This is a genomic window from Pseudomonas sp. Marseille-Q5117 (genome assembly GCF_946901175.1).
In the GTDB taxonomy this organism is placed as follows: Bacteria; Pseudomonadota; Gammaproteobacteria; order Pseudomonadales; family Pseudomonadaceae; genus Aquipseudomonas; species Aquipseudomonas iranensis.
Window position 1 is genome coordinate 179313 of the sequence record NZ_CAMPPP010000004.1, and the last position, 15526, is coordinate 194838.

A 15526-nucleotide genomic window follows, 5' to 3' on the forward strand; every position below is an offset into this window, starting at 1 on the left:
CGTTGTAGATAAAACAAAATATTGCCACTAAAAAGGCTTGTTTTCTATTTTTATGCGAATAATCTTGTAATTCCAACAACAAAACGACGGCGGCGCTGTTCCATGACTCTTCGAATCGCAATCAATGGTTTTGGCCGCATCGGCCGTAATGTCCTGCGCGCACTGTATACCCAAGGCTATCGTCAAGACCTGCAGATCGTCGCGATCAACGATCTGGGTGACAGTTCGATCAATGCCCATCTGCTCAAATACGACACCGTCCACGGCACTTTCGACGCCGAAGTGGCGCACGATAACGAAAGCCTGACGGTCAATGGCGACCGCATCGCGGTCAGCGCCATTCGCAACCCGGCCGACCTGCCGTGGGCCGCTGAAAAAATCGACGTAGTGTTCGAATGCACCGGTCTGTTCACCGACCGTGCCAAAGCCGCCGCGCATATCAGCGCCGGCGCCCGCAAGGTGATCATTTCTGCCCCGGCCAAAGGCGCCGACGCCACCGTCGTTTATGGCGTCAACCACGACATTCTGCGTCAGTCGCACCAGATCATTTCCAACGCTTCGTGCACCACCAACTGCCTCGCGCCAGTGGCGCAGGTGCTGCATCGCGAGTTGGGCATCGAAAGCGGCCTGATGACCACCATCCACGCCTACACCAACGACCAGAACCTCACCGACGTCTATCACAGCGACCCGTACCGTGCCCGCTCGGCCACGCAGAACATGATCCCGAGCAAGACCGGCGCAGCCGAAGCGGTAGGCCTGGTGCTGCCGGAACTGGCGGGCAAACTGACCGGCATGGCTGTGCGCGTACCGGTGATCAACGTGTCGCTGGTCGACCTCACCGTGCAACTGAAGAAAGAAGCCAGTGCCGACGAAGTCAACGCCCTGCTGAAAGCGGCCAGCCAGCATTCGAAGATTCTCGGTTACAACACCTTGCCGCTGGTTTCCAGCGACTTCAACCACAACCCGCTGTCGTCGATCTTCGACGCCAACCACACCAAAGTCAGCGGCAAGTTGCTGAAAGTGCTGGCCTGGTACGACAACGAATGGGGCTTCTCCAACCGCATGCTGGATAACTGCCTGGCATTGTGTAACGCCGAGTAATTGCGGCTAGCCCAATCCCTGTGGGAGCGAGCCTGCTCGCGAAAGCTTTCTGTCAGTCGATATGGGAGCTGACTGACACGACGCCTTCGCGAGCAGGCTCGCTCCCACAGCGACATGCATGGCAGTCGATGAAATCAGCACTTGACCATTCAGCTGGATGATAAGCATTATCATTCGCTCGAAATGGATCAGGTCCTCCCGTGAGTCAATCGCGCTTCAACCACGTCTTCCTCGCCCAGCGCACTTCCCTGCTGCGCACGCTGGAACGGATGGTCAACAATCACAGCACCGCTGAAGACCTGTTGCAGGAGACCTACCTGCGCGTGACCCGGGCGTTGAGCGAACGGGCCATCGATCACCTTGAACCCTTTGTCTTCCAGACCGCGCGCAATCTGGCGCTGGATCATTTGCGTGCGCGCAAGATTCATGCGCGGACGATCGTCGACGACGTGCCGCAAGATGTCGTGCAGAGCATCGCCGCGCCCGCCAGCAGCGCTGAAGACGCCGCCCATGCCGAACAATTGCTGGAGCGTTTGAACGTGAGCCTCAGCCAACTCAGCCCGCGCCAGCAGCAGATCTTCATCCTCAGCCGTTTGCACGGGCACAGCTATCAGGAAATCGCTGATGAACTTGATGTTTCGCTGAGCACCGTGCAGAAGGAACTGAAACTGATCATGTCGATCTGCATCGGCGTTGCCGAACGACATAACGGCAGCGGCAAGTTTTGAGCTGCAAGCTACAAGTTAAAACAAAAAGCAGTATTGCATCCGGCTTGCAGCCTGCAGCTTGAAGCTAGAAACTGCTTCTAGCCAGAAGCCCCGAGGAAACACCGTGAAGGACACCCACCGCTCGCCTTCGCCCGATTCGGCGCGGGACGCTGCAGCTGCAATGGACCAGGCGCTGGACTGGCTCATCGTGCTCGGCAGCCCGGATGAGGAACAGACCCGGCAATTTCATGCCTGGCTGGCGGCTGATCCGTTGAATGCCGAGGCGTTCGCCAAGGCCCAGGCGATCTGGGATGGCCCGCAAGTCGCGCTGTGCGCCGAAGCTCTGGCGGCAAAACCGGTAAAAATCACTTTTCTCAAACGCTTGCGCCCGCATTGGAAACCGCTGGCTACCGCTGCGGTGCTGATCCTCGGGCTGTTCAGTTTCAGCAACCTGCCGATGCGCATTCAAGCGGATCACCTCACCGTGGTCGGCGAGCGTCAGCGGCTGCAACTGGAGGACGGCTCGAAGGTCCTGCTCAATACCAACTCGGCGTTTTCCAGCACCATCAACGATCAACAGCGCGTGGCCCGGCTGTTTCAGGGCGAGGCGTTTTTCGAGATCGCCAGCGGGCGCAATCAGCCGCTGGAGATCGACGCAGGCCCGGTGCAGGCAAGCGTGCACGACACCGCATTTGCCGTGCGCTACCTCGACGGGGTCGCTCAAGTGAACGTGCAGCGCGGCGATGTCGATCTGCGCGCCACCCACAACGATGCCCGGGTGCGCCTGCGTGCCGGGGAAAGCATTCGCATCGGCCCCAACGGATTTGATCGCCCGGCCAAGCTCGACGCCAATGCCGATCTGGCCTGGGTTGAAGGCCGTCTGGTGTTCGAGAACTGCCCGCTGAATCAGGTGCTGGCCGAGCTGCGCCGCTACTATCCGGGCTGGATCATCAACAACAACGAGCAATTGGCCGACGTCGCCGTCACCGGCAATTACCGTCTCGACCAGCCGCTCGACGTGGTCCGCTCCCTCGCCCACATCACCTCGGCACGCCTGCAGGAATTCCCTGCGCTGGTGATTCTGAACTGAATGAGAATTATTTTTACTCGATAGCCAATGTCAGTACGTCTCGTTATAGCCAATGCAATTGATTCGCATCTAACCATGCCGATCAGCACCTATAAAGATTCGTGCGACACGGAGCGCTATCGATGTCCTCACGCCTTACCCGCCAGACTGCTTCCCCTTCCCGCGTACTGTCGCTGCTGACTGCGGCCATCCTCATGGCTGGCACCGCACCGCTGCTGGCGGCCACCGAACAACCGGCGCGCAACATGGGCGATTACGCCTTCGCCATCGGCCAGCAACCACTGGTTTCGGCATTGAATGCCTTTACCGCCGTGACCGGTTGGCAGGTCGGCCTGCCGGCCGAGTTGGGACAGAACGTCTCGTCGCCGGGCGTGCGCGGTTCGCTGCCGCCGGAGAAAGCCCTCGAGCGCCTGTTGGTGGGGACCAACCTGAGCTTTCGCAAGCTGAGCAACAACAATGTCGTGCTGGAAAAACGCAACAGCAGCGGCACGCTCAATCTCGATCAGGTGACCATCAGCGCCACTCGCCAGGAACAGTTGGTCAATAGCGTGCCCTCGACCGTCAGCGTGCATGATCGCCAAGCGCTTGACCGCAACAACGTCAACACCATCAAGGATCTGGTGCGCTACGAGCCGGGCGTTTCCGTTGGCGGTGCCGGTCAGCGTGGCGGCATCAGCGGCTACAACATTCGCGGTATCGATGGCGACCGCATCCTGACCCAGGTCGATGGCGTGGAAATCCCCAACGGCTTCTTCAACGGCCCCTACGCCAAGAGCCAGCGCAACTACGTCGACCCGGAAATCGTCAAACGCGTGGAAATCCTCCGTGGCCCGGCGTCGGTGCTGTACGGCAGTAACGCCATTGGTGGCGCGGTCAGCTATTACACGCTGGACGCCGACGACATCATCAAACCGGGCAAGGATGTCGGCGCACGCTTGAAAAGCGGTTACAGCTCCGCAGACGACAGCTGGCTGAAATCGGCCACCGTCGCCGGGCGCAGCGGTGAGTTCGACGGTCTGCTGCATTACAGCCAGCGCGACGGACACGACACCGAGTCCTTCGGCGGCAACAACGGCACCGGCCTTGCGCGCACCGCCGCCAATCCGGAAGACGTGCGCGCGAGCAACGTCCTGGCCAAGCTCGGCTGGAACTACAACGACGATTCGCGCCTGGGCCTGACCTACGAAAAGTACAAGGACGATCGCGACACCGACCAGAAAAGTGCCTACGGCGGCCCGTATTTCAACGGCGCGCCGACCATTCCGAGCAGCGTCCTGCCCGGCGGCATGTACCAGTGGCGCACCGGCAACGACACCATCACCCGCGAGCGTTTCGGTATCGAACACTCGTTCGCCCTCGACAGCCTGCTGGTCGATAACGTCAAGTGGAGCCTCAATCACCAGATCGCCAAGACCGACCAGAGCACCGAAGAGTTGTACTACCCGATCACTCGTAAAGTGCTGCGTACCCGCGACACGATCTACGAAGAAAAACAGTGGGTGTTCGATGCGCAACTGGACAAGGCCTTCGCCATCGGTGACACCGATCACCTGCTGACTTACGGCACCACGATCAAACAGCAGAAAGTCACCGGCTCACGCAGCGGCGACGGCACATGCCTGGCCGTCGGTCGCGGCTGCACGGCGATTGGCGCGACCAGTGCGGCGGACGTGCTGGCCAAGGCCTCTGATTTCCCCGATCCGACCATCAACACCTACAGCCTGTTCGCCCAGGATCAGATCAGCTGGAACGACTGGACCTTCCTGCCGGGCCTGCGCTACGACTACACCCAGCTCAAGCCGCACATCACCGAGGAATTCCTCAACACCGTGAACGCCGACGGCCAGGGCACGGTCAGCGACAAGAACAAGACCTGGCACAAAGTCTCGCCAAAATTCGGCCTGACCTATGCACTGACGGACAACTACACCTGGTACGGCCAGTACGCCGAAGGCTTCCGCACGCCCACGGCAAAATCGCTGTACGGGCGTTTCGAGAACAACACCACCGGCTACACCGTGGCGCCCAACTCCGACCTTGAGCCGGAAAAAAGCAAAGGTTTCGAAACCGGCCTGCGCGGGAATTTCGAGCAGGGCTCGTTCGACGTCGCGGTGTTCTATAACAAGTACCGCGACTTCATCAACGAGGATGCGGTCAAGCCGGGCGACGATGAGTTGACCTTCCAGAGCAACAACATCAAGCGCGCCACCATCAAGGGCGCAGAAGTCAAAGGTCGCTTGAATCTGGACGCGTTCGGCGCGCCGCAAGGCCTGTATACCCAAGGCTCGATCGCCTACGCCTACGGGCGCAACAACGACAGCGGCGAGCCGATCAACAGTGTCAATCCGCTCACCGGCGTATTCGGCCTCGGTTACGACCAGGACAACTATGGCGGCCTGCTGAGCTGGACCGTGGTGAAGAAAAAGGACCGCGTCGACGACAGCAACTTCAAGTCGCCGGACGGCGTCAGCAGTCAGTTCAAGACCCCGGGCTTCGGCATTCTCGATCTGGCCGGCTATTACAAGGTGACCGACGACGTCACCGTCAGCGGCGGCGTCTACAACCTGACCGACAAGAAATACTGGCTGTGGGATGACGTGCGCGGTTACGACAGCGTCGGCGAAGCCTCGGTGACGCAACCGGCCAACCTCGATCGGCTGACCCAACCGGGACGCAACTTCGCGATCAACCTGATCTGGGACATCTGATCGGCCCGGCTCACTGCGTGCGTTCGCGCCACGCAGTGAGGTTTTTTTACTGTCCGGCACCTGCCCGTACGTCTTGTTATCAAGCGCCTCATTTATCAAGGACACCCCATGACCGCCCCGGAAAAAGCCCTGCGTTCACAACGCCTGAACCAGATCACCCATGAGCCGCACAGCAAACTCGATGCGCTGGTCAAAGCCCACGCACCATTCGAAACCCGCGCCAGCTTCGCCCGTTTCGTCGTCGCGCAATACCTGTTCCAGGCGGAACTGGTCGAGCTGTACAACGATGCCGAACTGACCGCGATCGTCCCGGATCTTCCAGCCCGTTGCCGCGCCGAAGCCGCCAAGGCTGACCTCGCCGACCTCGACACCGAAGTCCCGGCGCCGGTGGCCGGCGCGCTGAAAAACCCGAGCAAGGCGCGAGCGCTGGGCTGGATCTTTGTTTCCGAGGGTTCCAAGCTCGGCGCGGCGTTCCTGATCAAGCGCGCGGTGGCACTGGAGCTGAGCGAAAGCTTCGGTGCCCGGCATCTGGCTGAACCGCAAGGTGGCCGCGCCGAGGGCTGGAAAAGCTTTGTGCGCACCCTCGATGCGTTGCCGTTCACGGCAGAGGAAGAAGCGGAAGTTGAGCAAGGTGCACTGGATGCGTTCAATCGCTTTACCGTGCTGCTGGAACGGGCTTATGCCATAGAAGCCGAAGTAGCCTGAAGCAACTCTTATCCCTTGTGGGAGCGAGCCTGCTCGCGAAGACGGCAGCACATTCAACATCAATGTGCCTGATCAACCGCTTTCGCGAGCAGGCTCGCTCCCACAGGGCTCACCACAAATCTGTAAGATCCCCGTTCCGCTTCAGAAGCCGCCGCTGAGCCATGCCCGCACCCGCCCCATCAAAACTCGCCCGTCTGCTGTTCGGCCTGCTGGCCTATGTCAGCCTTGGCATCGGCCTGATTGCCATTGCCGTGCCCGGCCTGCCGACCACCGAGTTCATCCTCCTTGCCGCGTGGGCCGCGACCCGCAGTTCGCCGCGCTTGAGTGCCTGGCTGGAAAATCATCGCCTGTTCGGGCCGATCCTCAGTAACTGGCGCAACGGCAGGATCATCGCGCGCAAGGCCAAGCTCAGTGCCACCGTCAGCATGCTGCTGTGTGCGACGTTGATGCTGGTGATGCTCGATCACGGCTGGCCGATCTATCTGGCGATTGCCGGCATGGCCATGGGCAACCTGTGGATCTGGTCGCGCCCGGAGACGCCCGTCGCGGTAGTGAAACATCCCTGTAATTAAAGCCTTTTCAGCACTTTCCCCTGCGCAAACGTTTAGCAGCGACCGTCCGTCGGCAAGCGCCTCATGCCGTTTCGCTCGACGCCGATGAGGATTGAATGGCGCTGAATGGACTTGGCAAACCGGGCTTCCGGCCCAGCCACCTGTTTATTCCATTCGCGAGATCGCCCATGTTCGACGCCCTTTCCATTCGACTGAAAATTGTCCTGCTCTCCGGCCTGTGCCTGCTCGGTGTGGTGGCGCTGATTGTCAGCATGAACATCTACCAGACCAACCAGAACGACGCGCTGGTCAGTCAATCCAGCAACCAGTTGCTCACCGCCAGCGTGCAGAACCTGCTGCAGGCCAAGGCCGCCGAACAGGCGGTGCGGGTGCAGAAAACCTTTGGTGAAAGCCTGCTCGTGGTCACCGCCCTCGCCGATCAGATCAAGGATCTGCGGACGATGGCCGCCAAGCGTTCACTCGAAGCCGGCGCCGTTCGGGAAGAGTTGAACCAGAGTCTGAAAACCGCTTTCGAGCGCAACGATAAAGTCCTTGGCATCTGGCTCGCCTTCGAACCCAACGGCCTCGACGGCAAGGACAGCGAATTCGCCAACGATGCCGCGCGGCAGTCCAACGAAGCCGGGCGCTTCGCCTCGTACTGGAGCCGTGCCGCCGGCGCCGCGCTGAATACGATCATGGTCGAAGACGACCTGACCAAAACCACCCTCAGCGTCAGCGGTACGCCGTACAACAGTTGGTACACCTGCCCTCGCGACAACAAACGCACCTGCCTGCTCGACCCGTATGCCGACACCGTCGGTGGCAAGGAAATGCTCATGACGACCATTTCCGTGCCGCTGCTGGTGGATGGCAAAGCGATCGGCGTGGTCGGTGTCGACATCGCGCTCGACGCCCTGCAAGCCGCCGCCGTCGACTCGCAGCGCAGCCTGTTCAACAACGCCGGGCACATGCTGATCGTCTCCGGCAGCGGTGTGCTGGCGGCCGACAGTGCTGACGCGACGCGGGTCGGCAAAAAAATCAGCGATACCCTCGGCGCTGACGGCCAAGATGTATTGCAACTGGTCGGCAGCGGTACGGCGAAAATCCTCGAACAGGGCGAGCTGATTCGCGCGATTTACCCGGTCGACCCGATCGGCAATTCGCGCGCCTGGGGCGTGGTCATCGACCTGCCGGAGCAAGTGCTGCTGGCCGATTCGGTAAAGCTGCAAGCGGTACTCGATGACGCGCAACACACCGGCGTGATCACTGCCCTGCTGGTGGCGGGCGTGGCCGGTCTGGTCGGCCTGCTGCTGATCTGGCTCACCGCCTCCGGCGTCACCCGTCCGATCAACAGCGTCGCCGACATGTTGAAGAACATCGCCAGCGGCGAAGGCGATCTGACCCAGCGCCTGAACTACAGCAAGAAAGATGAACTGGGCGAACTGGTGAACTGGGTCAACCGCTTCCTCGACAAGCTTCAGCCGACCATCGCGCAGATCAAACAGAGCATCACCGAAGCACGTGGCACGGCTGATCAGTCATCGGAAATTGCCCGCCAGACCAGCGAAGGCATGCAGGTGCAATTCCGCGAGATCGATCAGGTCGCCACCGCCTCCAACGAAATGAGCGCCACTGCCCACGACGTCGCCAACAGTGCCTCGAACGCGGCAAACGCGGCCAAGGGTGCCGATCAGTCGGCGAAGGATGGCATGGCGATCATCGAGCGCAGCACCCGCGACATCAATCAGCTGGCCGATGAGGTCAGCAAAGCAGTGACCGAAGTCGAAGCGCTGGCAGTGAACAGCGAGCAGATCGGTTCGGTGCTGGAAGTAATCCGCAGCATCGCCGAACAAACCAACCTGCTGGCCCTCAATGCCGCCATCGAAGCCGCCCGCGCCGGCGAAAGCGGTCGCGGTTTTGCCGTGGTCGCCGACGAGGTGCGCAACCTGGCCAAGCGCACGCAGGATTCGGTGGAAGAAATCCGCATCGTCATCGAGCGCATCCAGACCGGCACCCGTGGCGTGGTCGCGACCATGCACTCGAGCCAGACCCAGGCGCATAACAACGCCGGGCAGATTCGTCAGGCGGTCGATGCGCTGGGCAAGATCAGCGATGCGGTGACGGTGATCAGCGACATGAACCTGCAGATCGCCAGTGCCGCCGAAGAACAGAGCGCCGTGGCCGAAGAGGTCAACCGCAACGTCTCGGCGATCCGCACCGTCACCGAAACCCTGACCGAACAGGCTACCGAATCGGCAGCGATCAGCAGCCAGCTCAACAGCCTGGCGAGCCAGCAGATGAAATTGATGGATCAGTTTCGCGTGTAACAATCCAGCATCGATCGTTCCCACGCTCCGCGTGGGAATGCATCAAGGGACGCTCCGCGTTCCAGCTTTCGATTGGGACGCAGAGCGTCCCGGGCGGCATTCCCACGCGGAGCGTGGGAACGATCCTCAATCCAGCCCGATTATGTTTTGCACTATCATCGCCCTCTCGTTCCGGAGGGCCTTCGATGACTGATCTGCTCACGTCCATCCAAACCGCACTCGACCTGCCTCGCACGCCAATCCCCTTCATCGGTGACGGCGCGCTGCCCTCGGCCTTCGCCGTGACCGAGCTGGCCTGCGCCAGCATCGCCGCTGCCGGGCAAGCGCTCAGCGAATTGCTTCACCAGCAAACCGGGCACTTGCCTGCGGTTGCAGTCGACCGCCGTCTGGCCTCGTTGTGGTTCTCCACCTCGCTGCGCCCGATCGGCTGGCAGGTGCCGCCGTTATGGGATGCGATCGCCGGCGACTATGCGACCCGGGACGGCTGGATCCGTCTGCACACCAATGCCCCGCATCACCGCGCCGCCGCTGAACGCGTGCTCGGCGCCTGCGCCGATCGTGCCGCAATGGCGGCGAAAGTCGCGCAATGGGACAGTGCGGATCTGGAACAAGCAGTGGTCGACGCCAACGGCTGCGCCGCCGAAATGCGCAGTTGGGCGCAGTGGCAGCAGCATCCGCAAGGGCTGGCGGTGAATGCCGAAGCGCTGGTGCAATTCATCGAGCAGACGGACGAGAACCGCAGCCCATGGCAAGGCTCGATCGCACGGCCTCTGGCCGGGATCAAAGTGCTCGATCTGACCCGCGTCCTCGCCGGCCCCACCGCCAGCCGCTTTCTCGCCGGGCTCGGCGCCAACGTCTTGCGCATCGATTCACCGAGCTGGAACGAACCCGGCGTGGTTCCGGAAATGACCGTGGGCAAACGCTGTGCGCGACTGGATCTGCAAGTGCCAGCGGATCGCGCAGTGTTCGAAGGTTTATTGCAAGACGCCGACATTTTGCTGCACGGCTACCGCGCCGATGCGCTGGAACATCTGGGGTTTGGTATTGAACGTCGAAGGCAACTGGCACCGGGGCTGATCGACGTCTGCCTCAATGCCTACGGCTGGAGCGGCCCCTGGCAGAACCGCCGGGGCTTCGACAGCCTGGTGCAGATGAGCAGCGGCATCGCCGAGGCCGGACAGCATTGGAAGCACAGCGATAAACCGACGCCGCTGCCGGTGCAGGCGCTGGATCATGCAACCGGGTATCTGCTGGCGGCGAGCGCGATAAGGCTGCTGACTGAACGACTGGCCAACGGTTGCGGAGGTTCGGCGCGGTTGTCGCTGGCGCGTACGGCGAAGCTGTTGGTCGAGCATGGCCCGGGGACGCATGACCTGCTGCGGGCCGAAGATGCACTGGATCAGGATCCGGCGATTGAACACACCGCGTGGGGGCCGGCGCGAAGGTTGCGCGTGCCGGTGCAGATCAGCGGGACGGCGGTGCAGTGGAATTGGCCGGCGACGGAGTTGGGCTCGCATCCTCCCTGTTGGCCATGAGAAGCCCCTCACCCTAGCCCTCTCCCAGAGGGAGAGGGGACTGATTGGGGGATACTGGAGAGTTACGCCGACGTGAAAGATTTTTGTCGAATCCATAATCGACTCGATCGCTCAGGTCGATGTATAGCGCCAGACACCTCGGTCGGTCCCCTCTCCCTCTGGGAGAGGGCTAGGGTGAGGGGCTGCTTTTCAGATCACAACGACAATACCCCGCTATACAACCCATACGCCGCCAGCCCCGCACCGATCACCACGCAAGCAAAAATCCCCTTTTCCACCGTAGTGAAAACCGGTTGCCCCTGTTCACGCTTGGCCTTGGCAAACAGAATCACCCCCGGCGCATACAGCAGCGCCGACAGCAGCAGATATTTCACCCCACCGGCGTACAACAGCCACACCGCGTAAACCAGGGCGATGCCGCCAATCAGCAGATCCTTGGTGCGCTCGGCCGACGCGTGCTCGTAGGTTTCGCCGCGCCCGCTGAGCAGTACCGCGTAGGCCGCTGACCACAGGTACGGCACCAGAATCATCGACGACGCCAGGTAAATCAGACTGGTGTAAGTGCCTGCCGAAAAAAGCGTGATCAGCAGGAAAATCTGGATCATCACATTGGTCAGCCACAGCGCGTTGACCGGCACGTGATTGTTGTTTTCCTTCTTGAGGAACGCCGGCATGGTCTTGTCCTTGGCCGTGGCGAAAAGGATTTCCGCGCAGAGCAAGGCCCAGGACAACAAAGCACCGAGCAAGGAAATCGCCAACCCGACGCTGATCAGCAATGCGCCCCACGGCCCGACGATGTGCTCGAGCACCGCTGCCAGCGAAGGATTCTGCAGATTGGCCAGTTCCGGCTGGCTCATGATCCCCAGCGACAGCACGTTGACCAGTACCAGCAGCGCCAGCACGCCGAGAAACCCGATCACCGTGGCGCGGCCGACGTCGCTGCGTTTTTCTGCGCGAGCCGAATAGACGCTGGCGCCTTCGATGCCGATGAAGACGAACACGGTGACCAGCATCATGTTGCGCACCTGGTCCATCACCCCGCCGAAGTTCGGGTTGCTGCGGCCCCAGATGTCGCGGGTGAAGATGTCAGCCTTGAATGCCACCGCAGCGATGACGATGAACATGATCAGCGGCACGACCTTGGCCACGGTGGTCAGCTGGTTGATCAGCGCCGCCTCCTTGATCCCGCGCATCACCAGAAAATGCACCGCCCACAACAGTACCGAAGCGCAGCCGATGGCGATCGGCGTGTTGCCCTGACCGAACACCGGGAAGAAATAGCCAAGGGTGCTGAACAGCAAGACAAAATAGCCGACGTTGCCCAGCCAGGCACTGATCCAGTAACCCCACGCTGATGAAAATCCCATGTAGTCGCCAAACCCGGCCTTGGCGTAGGCGTAGACGCCCGAGTCCAGCTCCGGCTTGCGATTGGCCAGGGTCTGAAAGACGAAGGCCAGCGTCAGCATGCCGATCGCGGTGATGCCCCAGCCGATCAGGATCGCCCCGGCATCGGCGCGCGCCGCCATGTTTTGCGGCAAGGAGAAAATCCCCCCGCCGATCATCGACCCCACCACCAGCGCGATCAACGCACCAAGGCGCAGCTTTTGCGTCGGTTGCGACATGCAGATCTCCTTGCAAGAGTCGTTGTTGTTTATTTGTAACAACACCCGACTAAAAGCCTAAGGGTAGATGACGTTTATCAGGTAATGCCGAATCTCGCAGCGTTATATATAGCCGACCACGATAAGGCGTAGCACATTAAGTCAGTTTTGTGCGCCGATCTTGATTATTCGATTCTGTGCTGAAAACAGATGACCGACATTTGCCAATCGCTGAAAAGCAACTAGCGTCATAGTTCGAAAGCATTAATAGCTATTCCCGATTGTTTCAGCGAAATGGCTCTGGAATGGGACTTTGAGACTACAGCGTTATGCCCGCAACGGGCGCACAAGTCATTCATTAACAATGGAATGTGACCATGCACTGATCCATGTCAGCTGTCCGAACAGACAACAGTACTAGGCTGTGAGCTCTCCTTTCCTGCAATGGAGTCATGCAAATGTCTGAAGCGCCCGGAAAACTAAGACTCGGTGCACTGGTTGCACTGGTAGTCGGTTCAATGATCGGAGGCGGGATATTTTCGTTGCCACAAAACATGGCCGCCAGCGCCGACGTCGGTGCAGTGCTGATCGGCTGGGCCATCACCGCAGTCGGCATGCTCACCCTCGCTTTCGTCTTTCAGACCCTCGCCAATCGCAAGCCTGACCTGGACGGCGGTGTCTACGCCTACGCCAAGGCCGGATTCGGCGACTACATGGGTTTCTCATCGGCCTGGGGCTACTGGATCAGCGCCTGGCTGGGCAACGTCGGCTACTTCGTTCTGCTGTTCAGCACCCTCGGCTATTTCTTTCCGATCTTCGGCGAAGGCAATACCCCGGCGGCGGTGATCGGCGCGTCCTTGCTGCTGTGGGGCGTGCATTTCCTCGTGCTGCGGGGGATCAAGGAAGCGGCGTTCATCAACCTGGTGACCACCGTCGCCAAGGTCGTGCCGCTGCTGCTGTTCGTGTTGATCGCAGTCTTCGCGTTCAGACTGGACATCTTCACCGCCGACATCTGGGGCGTGAAAAACCCTGATCTGGGCAGTGTGATGAACCAGGTGCGCAACATGATGCTGGTCACCGTCTGGGTGTTCATCGGCATCGAAGGCGCGAGCATCTTCTCTGCCCGCGCCGAGAAACGCTCGGACGTCGGCAAGGCCACCGTGATCGGCTTCATCACCGTGCTGCTGTTTCTGGTGCTGGTGAATGTGCTGTCGCTGGGCATCATGACCCAGCCGGAACTGGCGAAACTGCAGAACCCGTCGATGGCCGCCGTGCTTGAGCATGTGGTCGGTCACTGGGGTGCGGTGCTGATCAGCGTCGGCTTGATCATCTCGCTGCTCGGCGCGCTGCTGTCGTGGGTGCTGCTGTGTGCGGAGATCATGTTCGCCGCCGCCAAAGACCACACCATGCCGGAGTTCCTGCGCAAGGAAAACGCCAACCATGTGCCGGTCAACGCGCTGTGGCTGACCAACGCGATGGTGCAGGTGTTCCTGATCATCACTTTGTTCTCGGCCAGCACTTACCTGTCACTGATCTACCTCGCCACCTCGATGATTCTGGTGCCGTACCTGTGGTCGGCGGCCTATGCCCTGCTGCTGGCGGTGCGCAGCGAGAGCTACGAAGGCTTTGCCGCCGAGCGGCGCAAGGATCTGATCATCGGCGGTATCGCCCTGATCTATGCGGTGTGGTTGTTGTACGCCGGCGGGGTCAAGTACCTGCTGCTGTCGGCCTTGCTCTATGCGCCTGGCGCGATCCTGTTCGCCAAGGCCAAGCTGGAACTCAAACAACCGGTTTTCACCAACGTCGAGAAGCTGATTTTCGCCGCAGTGGTCGTGGGCGCCGTGGTGGCGGCCTACGGTCTCTACGATGGCTTCCTGACGCTGTAACCCCTGATTGAATTGTCATCTGGAGGAACACAGAAATGACCACGGAAAAAGTGAAGTACGGCGTCCACTCCGAAGCCGGGAAACTGCGTAAAGTCATGGTTTGCTCCCCAGGTCTGGCCCATCAGCGGCTGACCCCGAACAACTGCGATGAACTGCTGTTCGATGACGTGCTGTGGGTGGCGCAGGCCAAGCGCGACCACTTCGACTTCGTCACCAAGATGCGCGAGCGCGGCATCGACGTGGTGGAAATGCACAACCTACTGACCGACATCGTCGCCATTCCCGAAGCGCTGGACTGGATTCTTGAGCGCAAGGTGACCGCCGACTCGGTGGGCCTGGGCCTGATCAGCGAAGTGAAATCCTGGCTGAAAAGCCTCGAGCCACGCCACATCGCCGAATTCCTGATTGGCGGCGTGTCGGCCGATGATCTGCCGGACAGCTTCGGTGGCAAGACCATCCAGATGTTCCGCGATTTCCTCGGCCACTCCAGCTTCATCCTGCCGCCGCTGCCCAACACCCAGTTCACCCGTGACACCACGTGCTGGATCTACGGGGGCGTGACGCTGAACCCGATGTACTGGCCGGCGCGCCGTCAGGAAACCCTGCTGACCACCGCTATCTACAAATTCCATCCGCAATTCACCAACGCCGAATTCGAGATCTGGTATGGCGACCCGGACAAGGACCACGGCAACTCAACGCTTGAGGGTGGCGACGTCATGCCGATCGGCAACGGCGTGGTGCTGATCGGCATGGGCGAGCGTTCATCGCGTCAGGCCATCGGCCAATTGGCGCTGAACCTGTTCAACAACAAAGCGGTGGAAAAGGTCATCGTCGCCGGCCTGCCGAAGTCCCGCGCGGCAATGCACCTGGACACCGTGTTCAGCTTCTGCGACCGCGACCTGGTGACGATCTTCCCGGAAGTGGTCAACCAGATCGTCGCCTTCACCCTGCGCCCTGACGAAAGCAAACAGGGCGGCATCGACATCCGCCGCGAAGAAGGCAGCTTCCTCGACACCGTCGCTGCGGCGCTCAACCTGCCGAAACTGCGCGTGGTGGAAACCGGCGGCAACAGCTTCGCCGCCGAACGCGAGCAATGGGACGACGGCAACAACGTGGTCGCGATGGAACCGGGCGTGGTCATCGGCTACGACCGCAACACCTACACCAACACCCTGCTGCGCAAGGCTGGCGTGGAGGTCATCACCATCAGCGCCGGCGAACTCGGCCGGGGCCGTGGCGGCGGCCACTGCATGACCTGCCCGATCATCCGCGACCCGATCGATTACTAAACGACCGTCCCCCGGCCGCA

The 15526-nt window shown here is 60.8% G+C and carries 11 protein-coding genes and 1 pseudogene; 11 read left to right on the forward strand and 1 reads right to left on the reverse strand.

The genetic code is table 11. The features are described 5' to 3' along the window. Positions 1-102: 102 nt before the first annotated feature. The 9 genes and pseudogenes from gap (at position 103) to OC605_RS09335 (ending at position 10727) form a co-directional block, all read left to right on the forward strand. Positions 103-1104 (forward strand): type I glyceraldehyde-3-phosphate dehydrogenase, encoded by a 1002-nt coding sequence (gene gap / locus OC605_RS09300; RefSeq protein WP_016773526.1) that lies wholly within the window; start codon positions 103-105, stop codon positions 1102-1104. Positions 1105-1304: 200 nt separating this feature from the next. Then, complete coding sequence (locus tag OC605_RS09305; protein ID WP_262136739.1) at positions 1305-1832, forward strand: RNA polymerase sigma factor; 528 nt, start codon at positions 1305-1307, stop codon at positions 1830-1832. 103 nt (positions 1833-1935) lie between these two features. Then, positions 1936-2901 (forward strand): FecR family protein, encoded by a 966-nt coding sequence (locus OC605_RS09310; RefSeq protein ID WP_262136740.1) that lies wholly within the window; start codon positions 1936-1938, stop codon positions 2899-2901. Between the two features lie 122 nt (positions 2902-3023). Beyond that, positions 3024-5609 carry a TonB-dependent receptor gene (locus OC605_RS09315; RefSeq protein ID WP_262136741.1) on the forward strand — a complete coding sequence of 862 codons (2586 nt, stop codon included), beginning with the start codon at positions 3024-3026 and terminating at the stop codon, positions 5607-5609. A gap of 108 nt (positions 5610-5717) precedes the next feature. After that, entirely contained in the window at positions 5718-6314 is a 597-nt protein-coding gene (locus tag OC605_RS09320; RefSeq protein ID WP_186567665.1) for a biliverdin-producing heme oxygenase, read from the forward strand. A gap of 161 nt (positions 6315-6475) precedes the next feature. Continuing rightward, a complete protein-coding gene (locus tag OC605_RS09325) occupies positions 6476-6886 on the forward strand; it encodes a YbaN family protein (RefSeq protein WP_186567664.1) in 411 nt (136 codons plus the stop codon). Between the two features lie 440 nt (positions 6887-7326). After that, positions 7327-8334: pseudogene (locus OC605_RS28150) on the forward strand (HAMP domain-containing protein); the annotation flags it as partial. Positions 8335-8436: 102 nt separating this feature from the next. Next, on the forward strand, positions 8437-9192 hold the full coding sequence (locus tag OC605_RS28155; RefSeq protein WP_371699605.1) for a methyl-accepting chemotaxis protein: 756 nt from the start codon (positions 8437-8439) through the stop codon (positions 9190-9192). Positions 9193-9377: 185 nt separating this feature from the next. Beyond that, positions 9378-10727 carry a CoA transferase gene (locus OC605_RS09335; RefSeq protein ID WP_262136743.1) on the forward strand — a complete coding sequence of 450 codons (1350 nt, stop codon included), beginning with the start codon at positions 9378-9380 and terminating at the stop codon, positions 10725-10727. A 194-nt stretch (positions 10728-10921) separates the two neighbouring features. On the opposite strand, the gene arcD (OC605_RS09340) is transcribed toward OC605_RS09335, so the two are convergent. After that, positions 10922-12349 (reverse strand): arginine-ornithine antiporter, encoded by a 1428-nt coding sequence (gene arcD / locus OC605_RS09340; RefSeq protein WP_073472012.1) that lies wholly within the window; start codon positions 12347-12349, stop codon positions 10922-10924. A gap of 437 nt (positions 12350-12786) precedes the next feature. On the opposite strand from arcD (OC605_RS09340), the gene arcD (OC605_RS09345) reads away from it, so the two are divergent. Together arcD (OC605_RS09345) and arcA are read left to right on the forward strand one after the other, a co-directional pair. Then, positions 12787-14214: an arginine-ornithine antiporter gene (arcD, locus tag OC605_RS09345; protein WP_262136744.1), complete on the forward strand. Its 1428-nt coding sequence runs from the start codon at positions 12787-12789 to the stop codon at positions 14212-14214. A gap of 35 nt (positions 14215-14249) precedes the next feature. Then, positions 14250-15506 carry an arginine deiminase gene (gene arcA / locus OC605_RS09350; RefSeq protein ID WP_016773516.1) on the forward strand — a complete coding sequence of 419 codons (1257 nt, stop codon included), beginning with the start codon at positions 14250-14252 and terminating at the stop codon, positions 15504-15506. Positions 15507-15526: the final 20 nt, after the last annotated feature.

Excerpts from the sequence above, each read along its gene's own strand:
- gap (WP_016773526.1), top strand. The coding sequence starts at position 103 with ATGACTCTTCGAATCGCAATCAATGGTTTTGGCCGCATCGGCCGTAAT.
- OC605_RS09315 (WP_262136741.1), top strand. The coding sequence starts at position 3,024 with ATGTCCTCACGCCTTACCCGCCAGACTGCTTCCCCTTCCCGCGTACTG.
- OC605_RS09320 (WP_186567665.1), top strand. The coding sequence starts at position 5,718 with ATGACCGCCCCGGAAAAAGCCCTGCGTTCACAACGCCTGAACCAGATC.
- OC605_RS09325 (WP_186567664.1), top strand. The coding sequence starts at position 6,476 with ATGCCCGCACCCGCCCCATCAAAACTCGCCCGTCTGCTGTTCGGCCTG.
- OC605_RS28155 (WP_371699605.1), top strand. The coding sequence starts at position 8,437 with ATGCAGGTGCAATTCCGCGAGATCGATCAGGTCGCCACCGCCTCCAAC.
- OC605_RS09335 (WP_262136743.1), top strand. The coding sequence starts at position 9,378 with ATGACTGATCTGCTCACGTCCATCCAAACCGCACTCGACCTGCCTCGC.
- arcD (WP_073472012.1), bottom strand. The coding sequence starts at position 12,349 with ATGTCGCAACCGACGCAAAAGCTGCGCCTTGGTGCGTTGATCGCGCTG.
- arcD (WP_262136744.1), top strand. The coding sequence starts at position 12,787 with ATGTCTGAAGCGCCCGGAAAACTAAGACTCGGTGCACTGGTTGCACTG.
- arcA (WP_016773516.1), top strand. The coding sequence starts at position 14,250 with ATGACCACGGAAAAAGTGAAGTACGGCGTCCACTCCGAAGCCGGGAAA.